12 protein-coding genes are annotated in these 18,013 nt (G+C 70.6%); 6 read left to right on the plus strand and 6 right to left on the minus strand.

Translation table 11 applies throughout. From position 1 onward, the window contains the following. Positions 1–18: 18 nt before the first annotated feature. On the plus strand, positions 19–2,016 hold the full coding sequence (locus KV102_RS03945) for a S8 family serine peptidase (protein WP_220345345.1): 1,998 nt from the start codon (positions 19–21) through the stop codon (positions 2,014–2,016). A gap of 66 nt (positions 2,017–2,082) precedes the next feature. Further along, complete coding sequence (locus KV102_RS03950; RefSeq protein WP_220345346.1) at positions 2,083–2,586, plus strand: hypothetical protein; 504 nt, start codon at positions 2,083–2,085, stop codon at positions 2,584–2,586. Positions 2,587–2,611: 25 nt separating this feature from the next. Here the strand turns inward: KV102_RS03950 and KV102_RS03955 are convergent, their stop codons facing one another. Next, complete coding sequence (locus KV102_RS03955; RefSeq protein WP_220345347.1) at positions 2,612–3,232, minus strand: HAD family phosphatase; 621 nt, start codon at positions 3,230–3,232, stop codon at positions 2,612–2,614. A 142-nt stretch (positions 3,233–3,374) separates the two neighbouring features. Here KV102_RS03955 and KV102_RS03960 point away from each other — a divergent pair, with 142 nt between their 5' ends. The 4 genes from KV102_RS03960 to rarD all read left to right on the plus strand — a co-directional run bounded on the left by KV102_RS03960 (position 3,375) and on the right by rarD (position 9,069). Next, on the plus strand, positions 3,375–4,958 hold the full coding sequence (locus KV102_RS03960) for a M20/M25/M40 family metallo-hydrolase (protein ID WP_220345348.1): 1,584 nt from the start codon (positions 3,375–3,377) through the stop codon (positions 4,956–4,958). Between the two features lie 221 nt (positions 4,959–5,179). Continuing rightward, positions 5,180–7,063 (plus strand): 2-oxoacid:acceptor oxidoreductase subunit alpha, encoded by a 1,884-nt coding sequence (locus KV102_RS03965; protein WP_255559057.1) that lies wholly within the window; start codon positions 5,180–5,182, stop codon positions 7,061–7,063. Next, positions 7,060–8,139 carry a 2-oxoacid:ferredoxin oxidoreductase subunit beta gene (locus KV102_RS03970; RefSeq protein ID WP_220345349.1) on the plus strand — a complete coding sequence of 360 codons (1,080 nt, stop codon included), beginning with the start codon at positions 7,060–7,062 and terminating at the stop codon, positions 8,137–8,139. The genes KV102_RS03965 and KV102_RS03970 overlap by 4 nt, the downstream gene beginning before the upstream one ends. Positions 8,140–8,148: 9 nt before the next feature. Beyond that, the gene (gene rarD / locus KV102_RS03975) at positions 8,149–9,069 is read left to right on the plus strand and encodes an EamA family transporter RarD (RefSeq protein ID WP_220345350.1); all 921 of its coding nucleotides are present in this window, start codon (positions 8,149–8,151) and stop codon (positions 9,067–9,069) included. Between the two features lie 22 nt (positions 9,070–9,091). On the opposite strand, the gene KV102_RS03980 is transcribed toward rarD, so the two are convergent. The 5 genes from KV102_RS03980 to nuoL all read right to left on the minus strand — a co-directional run bounded on the left by KV102_RS03980 (position 9,092) and on the right by nuoL (position 18,009). After that, a complete protein-coding gene (locus KV102_RS03980; protein ID WP_220345351.1) occupies positions 9,092–11,803 on the minus strand; it encodes a SpoIIE family protein phosphatase in 2,712 nt (903 codons plus the stop codon). Positions 11,804–11,865: 62 nt separating this feature from the next. After that, a complete protein-coding gene (locus KV102_RS03985) occupies positions 11,866–12,864 on the minus strand; it encodes a polyprenyl synthetase family protein (RefSeq protein WP_301021451.1) in 999 nt (332 codons plus the stop codon). A 29-nt stretch (positions 12,865–12,893) separates the two neighbouring features. After that, the gene (nuoN, locus tag KV102_RS03990; protein ID WP_220342540.1) at positions 12,894–14,498 is read right to left on the minus strand and encodes an NADH-quinone oxidoreductase subunit NuoN; all 1,605 of its coding nucleotides are present in this window, start codon (positions 14,496–14,498) and stop codon (positions 12,894–12,896) included. Between the two features lie 11 nt (positions 14,499–14,509). Continuing rightward, on the minus strand, positions 14,510–16,048 hold the full coding sequence (locus KV102_RS03995) for an NADH-quinone oxidoreductase subunit M (protein ID WP_220342118.1): 1,539 nt from the start codon (positions 16,046–16,048) through the stop codon (positions 14,510–14,512). A gap of 5 nt (positions 16,049–16,053) precedes the next feature. Further along, positions 16,054–18,009 carry an NADH-quinone oxidoreductase subunit L gene (gene nuoL / locus KV102_RS04000; RefSeq protein ID WP_220342119.1) on the minus strand — a complete coding sequence of 652 codons (1,956 nt, stop codon included), beginning with the start codon at positions 18,007–18,009 and terminating at the stop codon, positions 16,054–16,056. Positions 18,010–18,013 lie beyond the last annotated feature (4 nt).

Genomic DNA, 18,013 nt, shown 5'->3' on the forward strand with positions numbered 1-18,013 from the left:
CCCGTCACACTGGGGCGCATGTCACCCCTCCTCCGGCCGCTCGGCCTGGTCGCGTGCGCGAGCCTCGTCCTCGGCACCGTCGCTCCGGCGGTCGCCGCACCCCCGGATCTCGGCGCGCGGGACGCCGCATCCGAGACCGCGCCTCCGGCGGTGCGCGAGGCTGCACGCCCGCGCGCGGCGGGCCTGATCATCACCTACGCCGACGGCGCACGTCCGTCGGCGACGGTCTCCCGCGCGGCCGTCGAGGCAGAGGGCCCGGACACGTCCGGGACCACCACGCCGGTCGCCGAGGGCGTGGACTCGCTGGCGTTCTCCGAGCCGGTGAGCCTCGCTGCGGCGCAGGAGGCGGCCACCGAGCTCGAGGACCTCCCCGGTGTCGCGTCTGTCGAGCCCGACGTCCTGGTGACCACGGCCGCTCCGCCAGCCCTCAACGACACCGACTGGAACAAGCAGTGGGGCATCCATGAGGCGTACGGGTCGCATGCCTACACCGCATGGCCGGTCACGACCGGCCGGGTCGTCGTGGGGGTGGTCGACACCGGCCAGAGCAAGCACCCCGATCTCGACGGCAAGATGGTCTCGGGGATGGACTTCATCTCCTCGAAGCAGATCGCCCGCGACGGGCACGGCCGGGACTCCAACCCTCGCGACGAGGGCGACTGGGTCACGGGGACCGAGGGGTGTGGCGCCGCCTCCCCGAGCTCGTGGCACGGCACGCACGTGGCCGGCATCATCGGCGCCCGTGCCAACAACCGCACAGGAGTCGCGGGCAACGCACCGGGAGTCCGCATCCAGCACCTGCGCATCCTCGGGCGCTGCGGGGGCGCCACCTCCGACATCGCCTCCGCGATCACGTGGGGCTCGGGCGGCACGATTCCCAAGCTGCCGCGCAACCGGACTCCCGCGAAGGTGCTCAACCTGTCGCTGTCCGGACGTGCCGACTTCTGCCCGACCGCCCTCCGCAAGGCGATCGCCGGTGCACGGACCCGGGGCACCGTCGTCGTCGTGGCGGCCGGCAACGACTCCATGAACGCGCGGCTCTTCACGCCGGCGAACTGTCCCGGCGTCGTCACGGTGGGCGCGACGAACCGGCTCGGTCAGGCGGCCGGCGGGTTCGTCCAGACCGCGTGGGTCCCCTACCCCAACTACGGCCCCTCCCTCGACCTCTCCGCCCCCGGCGGCGACCTCGTCAAGGGCGACTCCATCCTCTCCACGGTCAACACCGGCGCCAAGGGGCCTGCCCGCCCGGGATGGGCTGAGCAGTCGGGCACGAGCATGGCGGCACCTGCAGTGTCCGCCGCCGCCGCACTGATCGCGTCGCACGGCTCCTATCCCGCCTCGACGATCGAGGGCGCGCTGCGGTGGGCGGTCAAGCCCTTCCCGCAGCTCTCCAACGGTCGAGCCAACTGCGCGCCGTCCAGGTGCGGGCGCGGCATCCTGGACGTCTCCCGTCTCTCGTTGGCGACGGCGACGCCGGTGGCGAGCGGCAGGGCGGCTCTCGGCCAGACCCTCACGACGACACGCGGCACCTGGACCAGCGCCCCGACCGCCTACAGCTATCGCTGGGTGCGCAACGGCCGCGCCATCCCCGGCGCCTACGGCACGTCGTACCGGATCAGGCCGGCCGACGGCGGGGCGCTGATCCAGTCGCAGGTCGCGGGCCGCAAGGGCGCCGGCTCCCCAGCCCTCTGGCGCAGCTCCAACGGCTTTCGCGTCCCGAAGATCGCGACCGCCGTACGCCTGAAGGCCACGCCGAAGAAGACGCGGTACGGCCGTACCGGCTCGAGGCTCGTGGCCCGGGTCTCGGTCGCCGCGGGCTCCGTCCGAGGCAAGGTCGTCTTCCGAGACGGCACCAAGAAGATCAAGGCCGTGAAGGTGAAGAACGGCAAGGCGGTGCTCAAGCTCTCGCCGAAGAAGCTCAAGCGCGGCAAGCACGCGATCACCGCCACGTACGTCGCGGCACACCCGGCCTTCAAGCGGGCGAAGTCCCGGCCGGTCACGCTGCGGGTCCGCTAGCAGGCACCGGCCGGCAGAGAGGGCGGGGACACGACCAGTGTCCCCGCCCTCTCCTACGCTCGGGCCATGAGTGAGCAGAGCACGACGCCGGACCCCATCATGCAGCGCATCGCGGTGGCGATGTCGCTCGGTCAGCGCGACGACCGAGACGGAGCGCGGGCCGCGCTGCGGGAGGTGTGGGACGAGCTGGGAGAGGACGGTGACTCGTTCCACCGGTGCGTCGTCGCGCACTTCCTCGCCGACGTCACCGCCGACGCGGAGGAGGAGCTGGTCTGGGACCTGCGTGCGCTCGCCGCAGCGCGCGAGACGAGCGACGAGCGGGCGAAGGCCCATCACGCGTCGCTGACGATCGCCGGGTTCTTCCCCTCCTTGCACCTCAACCTCGCCGACGTGCTGCGCCGGCTCGGCCGCTTCGACGAGGCGGCCGAGCACGCGGAGTCGGCCTCGGCCCGGATCGACGTGCTCCCCGAGGACGACTACGGGACCGGCCTGCACGAGGCGCTCGTCGAGGTCACGGCGATGATCGCCGCCCGCGACACCACGGCCCGGGACTCGGCGCCGGGCGCGTGAGGACGGCGCCGTCAGACGGCAGGGCTCAGGCGCGGGCGAGCGGCAAGCCTCGGTCGACCAGCTCGCCACGAAGGTCCTCGGGAGTGGTGAACGGGATGGCGTCCATCCCAGCGACCCCGGCGGCGAGGATGTTGCGCGGTGAGTCGTCGGTGAAGACGACCCCGTCGAGAGGGCGGCCGAGCCGCTCGGCCAGGACCTCGAAGATCCGAGGGTCCGGCTTCGCGCAGCCCTCCTCGCCGGACACGACGATGTCGTCGAAGGCCTCGAGCACCTCGAAGCGCGCTCGTGCATGGCCGAAGAGCTCCGCCGACCAGTTCGTCAGAGCGACCAGCGGCACCCCGGCGTCGCGGAGCTCCTGCACGATCGCGACGGACCCCTCGATCTCGCCGACGAGGGAAGCCTCGAAGTTCACGCGATAGGCGGTGATCTCGTCGGCGTAGTGCGGGAACGCTCCGCGCGCGACCCGCTCCGCCTCCTCCCACGGACGGCCCTCGTCCTGGAGGTGGTTCCACGCCAGGAAGTCGAACTCGGGATCACCGAGGAAGGCCATCGCGCGCTCGTCCCCCACGCTCGCGGCCACCGCGGGGACCGGGTCCCAGCGGACGAGGACATTGCCGATGTCGAAGACCACAGGATCAGCTGCCATGCGTCCACGCTAACGAGCCGTGCCCCACAACGAGGGTGGCGGCCGGGCGCCGATGCCCCCTAGGGTCGGGTCGTTCGGCACATCTCGGGCAGAGGGGGGCCGGGCACTCAACGAGGAGGCTCGTCCAGTGTCACGAAAGTCAATGAGGACCATCGGCGCCGCGGTCGCGATCGCGGCGCTCGGCCTCGCCGGCACAGCTCCGGCGAACGCCGTCCCCAACAACAACTCGGTCAAGAAGCTCACCAAGGCCGTCACTGTCGAAGGCGTCCTCGATCACCTCGAGGCCTTGCAGGACATCGCCGACGAGTACGGAGACCGGGCCTCTGGCCGCCCGGGCTACGACGCCTCGGTGGACTACGTCGTCTCCCAGCTCGAAGGCGCCGGCTACGACCCTGTCGTCCAGGAGTTCACCTTCGACTACAGCGAGGAGAACTCGGAGCTGGCCAGGGTGAGCCCGGACCCGCGGACGTTCGTCGACGAGAGGGACTTCCTCCGCAACAGCTTCGACACCGGCACGCCCGAAGGCACCGCGACCGGCCCGCTGGTCCCTGTCGGCGTCGTGGTGCCGGCGGCGGACCTCCCGCCGAACAGCAACACGAGTGGTTGCGAGGCGAGCGACTTCGCCGACTTCCCCGAGGGCGGCATCGCCCTGGTGCAGCGCGGCACGTGCGGGTTCACCGTGAAGGTCCTCAACGCCCAGGCGGCCGGCGCGGCCGGCGTCGTGGTGATGAACGAGGGCCAGCCGGGCCGTACCGGCCTGGTCGGCATGATCGGTGACGCGACCGGCCTGACGATCCCCGCAGTCTTCGCGACGTCGGCCGCCGGCGAGGATCTCGCGGCGACGCCTGGCGCCACCGTGACCGTCACCGTCGACTACCTGTCCGAGGAGCGGACGACCTACAACGTCGTCGCCGAGACCAAGCAGGGCGACGACGACAACACGGTGATGGTGGGCGCCCACCTCGACGGCGTCCAGGCGGGTGCCGGGATCAACGACAACGGCACCGGCAGCGCTGCGCTGCTCGAGACCGCGATCCAGATGCAGAAGGTCAAGCCCAGCAACACCGTGCGCTTCGCCTGGTGGGGAGCTGAGGAGTCCGGTCTGCTGGGGTCCGAGCACTACGTCGAGGCCCTCACCGCCGCCGAGGCCGACGACATCGCGCTCTACCTGAACTTCGACATGATCGGCTCCCCGAACTACATGTTCGGCATCTACGACGGCGACAACTCCGGTGGCACCGCTGCCCCCGGCTTCATCCCGGAGGGCTCGGCGCAGATCGAGGACGTGTTCGAGAAGTTCTACGCAGACCGCGGCATCCCCTCGCAGGACACGGAGTTCTCCGGGCGGTCCGACTACGGCCCGTTCATCGCGGTCGGCATCCCGGCGGGCGGCCTGTTCACCGGGGCGGAGGGGGTGAAGACCCCGGCGGAGGCCGAGCTGTACGGCGGCGTCGCCGGCGCGTCGTACGACCCGTGCTACCACGCCGCCTGCGACAACCTCCGGGGCGACGGCCGGGACGAGGCGCTGTACGACCAGCTCGAGGAGGACTACACGCTGGTCGGCAACGTCAACGAGTACGCGCTCGACGTGAACGCCGACGCGCTCGCCGCGGCGACGATCACGTTCGCGTTCGACACCTCGACGGTCAACGGGGTCCGCAAGCCCGGGAAGTCGCACGGCGCAGGCAAGAGCAAGGACGCGTTCAAGAACCGCTTCGCGCGGTAGGCGACGCACTGCACTGCACTGCCCGGGGCCTCACGGTCCCGGGCAGTGCTGCGTCCAGACCGGCTCCGTCGCGCGCGTGGCACAGTGGACGGACCCCGGTAGACATGCCCGGGATCTGACCTGGAACGGTGTTCCAGATTCCCTCCCCTTACTCTGGCAGGTGTGGCTAACCTGCTCACCGGGGGCACCACCTCAGAGACGACGCACAGAAGGGCCGGGCCTTGGCGAGCGAGAGCAAGCGGGTCGAAAAGCTGGACCGGGTGGTCATCCGGTTCGCCGGAGACTCCGGCGACGGGATGCAGCTGACGGGTGACCGGTTCACCCAGGAGACCGCGGCCTTCGGCAACGATCTCTCCACCCTCCCGAACTTCCCCGCGGAGATCCGCGCACCTCAGGGCACGCTGCCGGGCGTCAGCTCGTTCCAGGTCCACTTCGCCGACCACGACATCCTCACCCCCGGCGACCGGCCGGACGTCCTGGTCGCGATGAACCCCGCGGCGCTCGCGGCCAACATCGACGCGCTGCGCCCCGGCGGCATCGTCATCGTCGACAGCCACGACTTCACCAAGCGCAACCTGGCCAAGGCCGGCTACGAGGTCTCGCCGCTCGACGACGACAGCCTCGCCGACTACCAGGTGCACGCGCTGGACCTCACCGGCATGACCGTCGGCGCCGTCGCCGGCTTCGGGCTCGGACGCAAGGACGCAGCGCGCTCCAAGAACATGTTCGCGCTCGGCCTGGTCTCCTGGATGTACGGCCGCCCGACCGACTCGACGCTGGCGTACCTCGAGACCAAGTTCGCGGCCAAGCCCGCGATCCGCGACGCCAACGTCGCCGCCTTCAAGGCCGGCTGGTACTTCGGTGAGACGACCGAGGCGTTCGCGGTCTCGTACGAGATCGCCCCGGCGCGGATGGACAGCGGCCGCTACCGCAACATCACGGGCAACACCGCACTGGCGTACGGCATCGTCGCCGCGGGTCAGCGCTCCGGACTGCCCGTCTTCCTCGGCGCCTACCCCATCACGCCCGCGTCCGACATCCTGCACGAGCTGAGCAAGCACAAGGGCTTCGGCGTCACGACGTTCCAGGCCGAGGACGAGATCGCCGGGATCGGCGCCGCGCTCGGCGCCTCCTTCGGCGGCGCGCTCGGCGTCACGACCACGTCCGGCCCCGGCATCTCGCTCAAGTCCGAGACCATCGGCCTCGCGGTGATGCTCGAGCTCCCGCTGGTCATCGTCGACGTCCAGCGGGGCGGACCGTCGACCGGTCTGCCGACCAAGACCGAGCAGTCCGACCTGCTGCAGGCGATGTTCGGCCGCAACGGCGAGGCGCCGCTCCCGGTCATCGCGCCGCAGTCGGCAGCCGACTGCTTCGACGCCGCGCTCGAGGCCGCACGGATCGCCGTGACCTACCGCACGCCGGTGATGCTGCTGTCCGACGGCTACCTGGCCAACGGCTCCGAGCCGTGGATGATCCCCGACGTCGACACCCTCCCCCGGATCGAGCCGGCCTTCGCCACCGTGCCGCCCGAGGGCGAGGAGTTCCTGCCCTACGCCCGCGATCCCGAGACCCACGCCCCGTCGTGGGCGCCTCCGGGTGTCGCGGGTCTCGAGCACCGTGTCGGCGGCATCGAGAAGGCCGACGGCACCGGCAACATCTCCTACGACCCCGCCAACCACGACCGCATGGTGCGCAACCGTGCGGCCAAGGTGGCGCGCGTCGCCGACTCGATCCCGGACCTCGTCGTCGACGACCCGTCGGGCGAGGCGCGGGTCCTCGTCCTCGGCTGGGGCTCGACGTACGGGCCCATCGGCGCCGGCGTCCGCTCGGCGCGCGCTCAGGGCATCGACGTCGCCCACACCCACCTCCGCCACGTCAACCCGTTCCCGCGCAACCTCGGCGAGATCCTGCGCTCCTACGACCACGTGATCGTGCCCGAGATGAACCTCGGCCAGCTCGCGCTGCTCCTGCGCGCCGAGTTCCTGGTCGACGTCAGGGGCTACGACAAGGTGACCGGCATGCCGTTCGGCTCCGACGAGCTGGCGGAGGTCATCGCGCAGGCCGTCAAGAGCATCGACACCCACCGCCTGGAGAACCACCGATGAGCATCGACCTTCCCGCCCCGCTCCTCGCCCGCGACGGACTCGCCGGGATGCCGGCTGCCGAGGCGCGGCAGACCGGCAAGGAGTTCACCTCCGACCAGGAGGTGCGCTGGTGCCCCGGCTGCGGCGACTACGCCGTGCTCAAGGCCGTCCAGGGCTTCCTCCCCGACCTCGGACTGAAGCGCGAGAACATCGTCTTCGTCTCCGGCATCGGCTGCTCGTCGCGCTTCCCGTACTACCTCGACACCTACGGCCTCCACTCGATCCACGGCCGGGCGCCCGCGATCGCCACCGGGCTGGCGACCGCCCGCTCCGACCTCTCGGTGTGGGTCGTCACCGGCGACGGCGACGCGCTGTCGATCGGAGGCAACCACCTCATCCACGCGCTGCGCCGCAACGTCAACATGACGATCCTGCTGTTCAACAACCGGATCTACGGCCTCACGAAGGGCCAGTACTCCCCGACGTCGGAGATCGGCAAGGTCACCAAGTCCACGCCGATGGGCTCCCTCGACAACCCGTTCAACCCGATCTCCCTGGCGCTCGGCGCGGAGGCGACGTTCGTGGCGCGGACGATCGACACCGACCGCAACCACCTGACGGGCGTGCTCCGCGAGGCCGCTGCGCACCGCGGGACGTCGCTGGTCGAGATCTACCAGAACTGCCCGATCTTCAACGACGGGGCGTTCGACACGATCAAGGACCCCGAGACGCGTGACCACGCGGTCATCCCCCTGGTCCACGGCCAGCCGGTCGTCTACGGTCCGAACGGTGAGCACGGGCTCGTCCGCGATCCCGCCACCGGCGTCATCTCGGCGGTCGAGGTCACCGACGCCAACCGTGACCAGCTGCTCGTCCACGACGCCCACGCCGACGACCCGACCCTCGCGTTCGCGATCAGCCGGCTCACCGACGGCGGCCACCTCGACCGAGCACCGGTCGGGATCTTCCGGCAGGTCGAGCGCGCAACCTACGACGACCGCGCCCGTCAGCAGCTGCAGACCGCGGTCGAGTCGTCGGGACCGGGTGACCTGCAGCAGCTGCTGACCGGCAACGACACCTGGACGATCGGAACGTAACCTGCCGGAGTGACGACGACGCAGCGCTCCGAGACCGCGGAAGGCCTCGCGTACGGAGTCGGTGCGTACCTCTTGTGGGGGGTCGTCCCGCTCTACTGGCCGCTGCTGGAGCCGGCATCGGCGCTGGAGGTGCTGGCGCACCGCGTCGTGTGGTCGCTGGTCACCGTCGGCGTCCTCCTCCTCGTCACGCGGCGCTGGTCGCAAGCGCTGGCGGTGACGCGCGACCCGCGCCGCATGGCGTACGTCGTCGCCGGCGCCGTCGTCGTCGCGATCAACTGGGGGACGTTCATCTACGCGGTGAACTCCGACCACGTGGTGGAGGCGTCCCTCGGCTACTTCATCAACCCGCTGGTGACCATCGCCCTCGGTGTGGTCTTCCTCCGGGAGCGGCTGCGTCCGGTGCAGTGGTGCGCGCTCGCCCTCGCCCTCGCCGCCGTCGTCGAGCTCACCTGGGAGTACGGCCGGCTCCCCGTGATCGCCCTGACCCTCGCTCTGAGCTTCGGGGTGTACGGACTGATGAAGAAGCAGGCCGCGATCGGCGCGGTCGAGGGGCTCGCGCTGGAGACCTTCGCGCTGGCACCGGTCGCGGCGGCGTACCTCGGCTATCTCGCTGTGACGGGCGCTCTGGCCTTCGGCAGCCACGGTCTCGGGCACGCCCTCCTGCTCGCGTCGACCGGCCTGGTGACCGCCGTCCCGCTGCTGCTGTTCGGCGGCGCCGCCACGCGCCTCACCCTGACCGCGCTCGGCCTGCTGCAGTATCTCGCGCCGATCCTCCAGTTCGCCGTCGGAGTGTTCGTGTTCCACGAGGCCATGACGACGGGCCGGTGGGTCGGCTTCGCCCTGGTGTGGGCCGCGCTGGTCCTGATCACCGTCGAGGCCACGCGCCACCACCGCCGTACGCTGCGCGAGTCCGCGTCGAACCTGGTCTAGCCCGGCGCCGACGTGCCGCCGCTCAGCGGACCAGGTCGCTCGCTCGCGGCGTCGCCACCCGGGCACGGACGACGGAGCCCTCGGCGGTGCTCGTCGCCTCCACGCCGCGGCTCAGCGTCCGCACGATGTAAAGGCCGCGGCCGCGCTCGCGGCCGGCGGGCGGAGGCGTTCTGCCGTGCTCGTTCAGACGAGGGTCGCCCTGCCCGTCATCGGTCGTCTCGATCACGAGATCGCCGTCGACCATCTCCACCGACAGCACGGCGCGGGTGCGCGCCGCCGTGATCGCGTTGGCGAGGAGCTCGTCGGCGACGAGGAGCGCGTCCTCGCTGATCACGCCGTGTCCTCCCATCCACTCGCGCATCTCACGGCGGACGCGGCCGATCATCGACACGCCCTGCGGGCCGAGCTCCCAGCGGGCGCGACGCGGGAGCGCCGGCCTGGTCGCCCGGCGGACGACGAGGGCGAGGGCATCGTCGTGCCTCTCCGCCCCCTCGAGCGACCGGTCGACGAGCGCGTCGGAGAGTTCCTGCGCCGGAAGCCCGGCCACCTCGGAGGCGATGCGCTCGAGCTGCGCCATCCCGGCGATGATGTCGCGCCGCGCCTCGACCAGCCCGTCGGTGTAGAGGATGAGCGACTCCCCCTCCTCCAGGGTGGTGACCGCGACGCTGGTGCTGCCGACCCCTGGCCAGCCGATCGCTCCCCCGCTGCCGGCGACCTGCCGGACCGTTCCGTCCGGGGCGACGATGAACGCGGGCGGGTGTCCACCGGAGGCGACGCGGAGCTCGCCGGTGCTCGGGTCGAGGCGGGCGACGACGACCGTGGCGACCAGCTCCGAGTCCTGCGCGTCCAGCAGCTCGTCCGCACGGAGCACCAGGTCCTCCAGAGGAGTGCCCTCCACGGCGACGTAACGGAGCGTGTGGATCACCGTGAGTGCGTCACGGGTGGCGGTCACACCGTGGCCGAGGACGTCGACGACGGCGACGTGGAGCTCGCCGGTCGGCAGCCGGCGCCAGTCGAAGAGGTCACCCCCGGTCGGCGCCGTGGGGTCGGAGGCGACATAGGCGACGGCGATGTCGACCCCGTCCATCCCGGGAGGCTCCGGGGCCACGGCCTGCTGCAGGTGGTCGACCACCAGACGCTGTGCTGCCTGCATCTCGACGAGATGGCTGAACTGCTCGCGGAGCTCGTGGAACTCCGTCGCCGGCGTGATGTCGCGGGCGACCACGACGAGACGCGGCGCGCCGGGGCTGTCCTCGGCCGGGGTGAAGGAGCACGCGAGCTGCTGCACGCGGCCGTCGGTCGCCGTGACCACCATCTCTCTCGGGAACTCGCTCAGACTGCGCCAGTTCACGAGGTCGACCGGCCGGCCGGCGGACGTCCGGGCCTGGAGGCGCTGGAGGGCGTCACGCCGTCCGACCGCCTCCGCGGCCGAGAGACCGGTGATCCGCTCGCACGCTGGGTTCCACGTGGCGATGACGCCGGCGGCGTCGAGGGTGAAGATGCCGTCGGAGGTGCTCTGGAGGATCTGCGCGACCGAGCGTTCGCTCTGGACGACCTTGGCGATCGCCCAGCCTCGCGTGAGCGTGTGTGCGGTCTGCCGGGCCAGCGTCACCATCATCGAGACCTGGTCGCGCTCGACCGCCCTTGTCGGGCGGAGCACGTCGAACAGCGCGATCACCCCGATGTCACGCGGGCCGATCTGCATGGGCGTGGACAGGCATGACCGCCGACCGGCCTCCCGGAGCAGCCGCGCCAGCGTCGAGTTGTCGCCGGCCGACACCTGCGTCAGCTCCCCCCGTCTGGCCAGGCGCCGCTCCAGAGGGCCGACCGGCACGTCGCTCTCGTACGACCCGTCGGCCCGTGACCGGAACGCGGCGGGTCTGCCGTCGTCATCGACCACCACGAGCGACACGGCGCGTGCGCCCATGCGCTCACGGACCTCGGCGAGGAAGGGCCGCAGCGCCGTCATGGGATCGACAGGCTCGGAGAGGATGCGGATCGTCTCGCTCAGGGTCTCGACGCGGGCCCGGTCGGCGTACGCCCCGGAGTAGAGCCTCGCCGCCGCGAAGATGAGAACCAGCGGAACCGGGATGAGCAGGACCCCGATGGGGCTTCCCGCGAGGGCGAACACGAACAGCAGACCGAACAACGTGTTGACGACGAGGTGCACGACCACCGCGACGGCGAGGAAGCCCGGCTTGCGGACGACGTAGGGCCAGCTGACCGGGTCGGTGATCGCCGCCTCGACCAGGACCCACAGGGTGTTCACCACGGTGACCACGGCGACGGCGAGGACGATCACGCCGACGACCCGTGGGGTGAGGTCGGCCTGGAGGCCGACGACGTCCGCGACCACGGTGCCCACGGCAGCACCGAGGGTCCATCGAGCCATCAGCGCGAAGGTGCGCAGGCGGGGGTATGCGCCGTTGAGCAGCCCGGGGACGTGGGCGAGGGCCACCGCGGCCGCGACCACGGTGACGTCGTACCCGTAGATCAGGGGAGTGATCGTCGAGGTCATCAGCGAGAGCCGCGCCGGGTTCGCCGGACCCCTGATCTCGAGCTGGAACTGCGCCGCGGCCGCGACGGCGACCACCAGTACGGGCAGACAGGCCCACGGGAGGTTCCGGACGGAGTCGTGCTCCAGTGTCCACCAGGCGTAGGCCAGCCCGCCGACGCACAGCCACGAGAGCACCACGAACGCCCACAGGCGTGCGTACGACCTCTGCTTGCTCACATCCGACCTCCGGGCGACCGCCTGGTGCCAGTATGCGCCGTCAGGGTGCCTCAGTCCGGGGGTCAGCCCAGCCGGGTGACGACGCGGTCGCAGACACCGAGCAGTGCGGTGCGCGCCTCGCTGTCGTCGAGCTGCAGGAGGAGGCCGCGTGCGGTGTCGGCCTCGCGGCGGACCAGGAGCCGTGCGTCGTCGAGAGCGGGGTTGGTCCGGAGCAGCCCCAGCGCCTCCTCGACCTCGGCGTCGTCGGCGAGCGGACGACTCAGGAGGTCGAGCAGCCGCGCGTCCTCGGGGCGTGCCGCCTGCTGCACGAGCAGGGTCGTCAGCGTCGGAACACCCTCGCGAAGGTCGGTGCCCGGCGTCTTGCCCGACTCGTCGGTCTCGCTCGCGATGTCGATCACGTCGTCGGCGAGCTGGAAGGCCGAGCCGATCCGCTCGCCGAACTCCGTCAGCGTCGACACGACGCCCGGGTCCGCACCGCTCATCATCGCGCCGAAGCGCGCGGCGGTGGCGATCAGCGAGCCGGTCTTGTCGGCGACCACGTCGAGGTAGTGCTGGAGCGGGTCCTCGTCGTTGCGCGGCCCGATCGTCTCGTGGATCTGGCCGTGAACCAGGCGCTGGAACGTCTCGGCCTGGATGCGCACGGCGTCGGTCCCGAGCCCGGCGACCACACGGGAGGCGACGGCGAAGAGGTAGTCGCCGGTGAGGATCGCGATGGAGTTGTCCCATCGGGCGTTGGCCGAGACCGCTCCGCGACGCAGCGACGCCTCGTCCATCACGTCGTCGTGGTAGAGCGTCGCCAGGTGGGTCAGCTCGATGACGACAGCCGACGGCACGACCTCGTCCGACTCGGGATCGTCGCCGAACTCGGCGGCGAGCAGGACGACGAGCGGCCGGAACCGCTTGCCGCCCGCAGCGAGCAGGTGGCTCGCCGTCTCCCCGATGAAGCCGTCGTCGTCGTGGACGGCAGCGCTCAGCTGCTTCTCGACCTCGTCCATCCGGACGCGGACGCGTTCTTCGAGCTCGGAGTCGGACTCGGCGATGCCCCAGGCGTGTGCCGCCACGGCTGCTGCTCCCTCGATCGTGCGATAGGTCAACGGACGAACGCCCCGGCCTGCTGCACGAGATCGAGCAGCGAATCGGGAAGTACCCCCAGCACGATTGTGACAGCCACCGCGATCCCTACGACCGACCAGGTCAGCGGGCTGGGCACGGCGACCGACGGGCCGTCCCCCTGCGGGGCCGCGAAGAAGAGCAGGACGACCACCCGGACGTAGAAGAACAGCGCGATGGCGGAGGCGACGACACCGACGACCACGAGCGGCCAGGCGCCACCCTCCCAGGCCGCCGCGAAGACGGTCCACTTGCCGATGAAGCCTCCCGTCAGGGGGATCCCGGCGAAGGACAGCAAGAAGATCGTGAAGGCCACGGCCACCACCGGAGACTCCTTGCCGAGCCCCGCCCAGCGGCTGAGGTGGGTGGTCTCGCCACCGGCGTCGCGGACCAGCGTCACGACGGCGAACGCCCCGATCACGGCCGCTCCGTACGCGATCAGGTAGAAGAGCACCGCCGACACGCTCGTCACACCGTCACCGCTCACCATGCCCGCCATCGCGACGAGCAGGAAACCCGCGTGGGCGATCGAGGAGTAGGCCAGCATCCGCTTGACGTCGGTCTGGGCGATGGAGACGACGGCACCGAACAGCATCGTGACGATCGCGATCGCCCACACGGTCGGAGCCCAGTCCCACCGGGCCCCGCCGAACGCCACGAAGAAGATCCGCAGCATCGCGATGAACGCCGCCGCCTTCGTGCCCGCCGCCATGAAGGCGGTGACCGGCGTCGGCGCGCCCTGATAGACGTCGGGCGTCCACGCGTGGAACGGCACGGCCGCGACCTTGAACAGCAGGCCGACCAGGATCAGCGCCATCCCGGCGAGGAGGATCGTCTGGCCCTCGATCCGGTTGGAGACGGCGGTCGAGATCTCGGCCAGGTCGAACGAGCCGGCGTAGCCGTAGACGAGCGCGATGCCGTACAGGAAGAACGCCGAGGAGAACGCCCCCAGGAGGAAGTACTTCATCGCCGCCTCCTGGCTGAGCAGCCGGCGACGACGCGCCAGCCCGCACATCAGGTAGAGCGGGAGGCTCAGGACCTCCAGAGCGACGAACATGCCGAGGAGGTCGTTGGCCGAGGCGAAGAACATCATCCCGGCGAGCGCGAACATGGCGAGCGGGAAGACCTCGCTGTGCTCGATGCGCAACCGCGTCGCGCGGCGTTCGTCGACACTGCCCGGCGGGGTCGCAGCCTGGCTCGTGAAGACGCTCAGGCCGCCCTCCAGGCGGCGCTCGGCGAACAGCAGCACGCCGAGCAGACCGAAGAACAGGAGCATCGCCCAGGTGACGACGGCAGGCCCGTCGACGCTCAGCGCCCCCATCGCCGTCGGACCGCCCCGTGCCGTCACGTCACCCTCGACCGGCGCAAGGTCGGTCCCGACCCAGACGGTCGCGCCGAACGCGGCGACGACGCCGACGGCGGCGAGGCCCACCTGGCTGACGAAGCGGTAGGCACGCGGGACGAACGCCTCCACGAGGACACCCGCCACGGCGACGCCCAGCACGATGAGCAACGGCGAGATCGTGCCGTAGTCGATGTCGGGTGCGTCGATCGGCGACCGGGCACCCGGGAGGGCGGCCAGCATGCTCACGGCACTCACTTGGAGCTCCCCTCGGCGGTCGGGAAGGACGGGGTCTGCGGCTCGGGGTCACCGATCTGCACGTGGTCCAGCGTGTCGGAGACAGCCGGGTTGATCACGTCGAGGATCGGCTGCGGGAACAGGCCGAAGCCGATGAGCAGCACGACGACCGGCGCGATCGCGACGATCTCGCGCGGCACCATGTCGGTCACCCCGCGGTTGTCGTCGCGCAGCGGCCCCGTCATCGTCCGCTGGTACATCAGCAGGATGTAGAGCGCCGCGAGCACGATGCCCAGCGTCGCGAACACCGCGGCCGTCGGCGAGCGGGTGAACGTGCCCGCCAGCACGAGGAACTCCCCGACGAACGTCGCCAGGCCCGGCAGCGAGAGCGAGGCGAGACCGGCGATGAGGAACAGCCCGGCGGTGATCGGGGCGATCTTCTGCACCCCGCCGAAGTCGGAGATCCGTGCCGAGCCTCGCCGTTGGATGAGGAACCCGGCGATCAGGAACAGCGCCGCCGTGGAGAGCCCGTGGTTGAACATGTAGAACGTCGCGCCCGACGCCGACTGGGTGGTCAGCGCGAAGATGCCGAGCACGATGAACCCGAAGTGCGACACCGACGTGAACGCGATCAGCCTCATCAGGTGGTCCTGCCCGATCGCGAGCAAGGCTCCGTACAGGATGCTGACGACCGCCAGCGTGATCACGACAGGACTCGCCCACTCCGAGGCCTCGGGGAAGAGGCCGAGGCAGAAGCGGATCATGCCGAACGTGCCGAGCTTGTCGAGCACGCTCACCAGCAGCACCGAGGTGCCCGGGGTGGCCGCCGAGGCGGCGTCGGGCAGCCACGTGTGCAGCGGCACCATGGGCGCCTTCACCGCGAAGGCGATGAAGAAGCCCATGAAGAGCCACCTGCCCTCGACGGTGCCGATCGACAGGTCCTTCATGTCCGCCAGCAGGAACGACGGGTCGCCCTGGCTGTTGGAGAGGGCCCACATCCCGATCACCGAGGCGAGCATGAGCAGCCCGCCGGCGAGGGAGAACATCAGGAACTTCAGGGCGGCGTACGACCGCCGGGCGCCGCCGTAGCCACCGATCAGGAAATAGGCAGGGACGAGCGCGGCCTCGAACAAGACGTAGAAGAGGAACACGTCGGTCGCGGCGAAGACACCGATGACCAGCCCTTCGAGCGCGAGCATGAGGGCGAAGAACGTCCCGACGCTCCACCGAGCCCCGTCGGCGTCGTTCCAGCCCGCGATGATGACGATCGGCACGAGGATCGTGGTCATCAGGATCAGCGTCAGGCCGATCCCGTCCACGCCGACCGCGTAGTGGACGCCCAGCGCGGCGATCCACTCGTGCTGCTCGGCCAGCTGGTAGCCGGCGCCGTCGAGGTCGTACTGCGACAGGACGCCGAGGGAGACGGCCAGGGAGACCAGGGAGACGACGAGCGCCGCCCACTTCGCCAGCTCGGGACGGCTGCGCGGGAGCGCCGCCACCACCGCCGCGCCGACGAGAGGGACGACCATCAGGATCGTCAGCCAGGGGAAGGACATGTCACTCACGCGAGGTTCACCGCCAGGAGGGCCAGGACGAGGACGAGGGCGCCGCCGAAGATCTCCGCGGCGTAGGTCCGGACGAAGCCGGTCTGGAGCCGGCGCAGACCACGCGCGCCGTCACCGACGAGCTCGGCGGTGCCGTTGACGGCACCGTCGATCCCGCTCCCGTCCACGTAGACGAGGGACCGGGTGAGGTACTGGCCGGGCCGCATGAAGAGCGCCTCGTTGACGGCGTCCCCGTAGAGGTCGGCACGGCCGGCGCGGGTGAAGACCGAGACCTTCTGCGGCGCCGTGTCGGGGATCGTGCGCCGGCCGAAGAGCACGTATGCCAGCGCGATGCCGGCCGCGACGACCAGCACGATGATCGCGGTGATCACGATCGGCGGGACCGGGAGCTCGTGGTGCTCCTCCCCCGTCACCGGAGCCAGCCAGTCGACGATCCAGCTCGAGAAGAGCAGCGCGCCGCCGCCGACCGAGAGGGCGGCGAGGACGATCAGCGGGACGGTCATGATCTTCGGCGACTCGTGCGGGTGCACCCCCTCGCGCCAGCGCTTCTCACCGAAGAACGTCATGATCATGACGCGCGTCATGTAGAACGCGGTCACGCCGGCGCCGACCAGGGCCGCCAGGCCTGCCCAGAAGTTGGTGGCGAACGCCGCCTCGATGACCTTGTCCTTGGAGAAGAACCCGGAGAACCCTGGGAAGCCGATGATCGCCAGGTAGCCCATCGCGAAGGTCACGAAGGTCACGGGCATCATCGTGCGCAGCGCGCCGTAGTGCCTCATGTCGACGTCGTCGTTCATGCCGTGCATGACCGACCCGGCTCCCAGGAACATGTTGGCCTTGAAGAAGCCGTGCGTGATCAGGTGGAAGATCGCGAACGCGTATCCGGCCGGGCCGAGGCCCGCTGCCAGCATCATGTAGCCGATCTGGCTCATCGTGGAGCCGGCCAGCGCCTTCTTGATGTCGTCCTTCGCGCAGCCGATCCACGCGCCGTACAGGAGCGTCACCGCGCCGACGACGACCACCGCCGTACGGGCGACCTCCGACAGGTCGTAGATCGCCGCCGACCGCACGACGAGGTAGACGCCCGCCGTGACCATGGTCGCGGCGTGGATGAGGGCCGAGACCGGGGTCGGGCCCTCCATCGCGTCGAGCAGCCAGCTCTGCAGCGGCACCTGGGCCGACTTGCCACAGGCACCCAGCAGCAGCAGGAGGCCGAGCGCGGTCGCCACACCCTGGGAGGCGTTCGCGACGTTGAGGCCGACGTCGTGGATGTTGGTCGTGCCGAACTGCGCGAACATCAGCATGATGCCGAGCGCGAGCCCGAGGTCGCCGACACGGTTGACGACGAACGCCTTCTTGGCGGCGACGGCGGCCGAGCGCTTCTCCTGCCAGAAGCCGATCAGCAGGTACGAGGCGAGGCCGACGCCCTCCCAGCCCAGGAAGAGCACGAGGTAGTCGCCCGCGAGGACGAGCACGAGCATCGCCGCGATGAAGAGGTTGAGGAAGCCGAAGAACCGGCGCTTGCGCGGGTCGTCGGCCATGTAGCCGATCGAGTAGACGTGGATCAAGGACCCGACGCCGGTGATCAGCAGGACGAAGAGCGCGGCCAGCTGGTCGTAGTAGACGCTCATCGTCACGTCGAACCCGCCGACCTGCATCCAGGTCCACAGATCGTGCGTGATCGCCCGCTCGGCGACGTCCTGCCCGAGCAGCGCGATGAAGGCGACGAGACCGACGACGAACGAGGCGATCGCGGCCAGGGTGCCCAGCAGGTGGCCGAAGCGGTCGAGCGGACCGTGGTCGCCCGCACCGTCGCCGATGAGCAGGATCGCGGCGCTGACCGCCGGGATGGCGACCACCAGCCACAACCAGGAGAAAACGCCGTCGGCAGCGACCGGCACGACGTCCGCGTGCTCGCTCGCAGCCAGCACGACGGTGGACAAACTCGTCATTCCC

Origin of the sequence: Mumia sp. zg.B53 (assembly GCF_019550935.1) — a bacterium.
In the GTDB taxonomy this organism is placed as follows: Bacteria; Actinomycetota; Actinomycetes; order Propionibacteriales; family Nocardioidaceae; genus Mumia.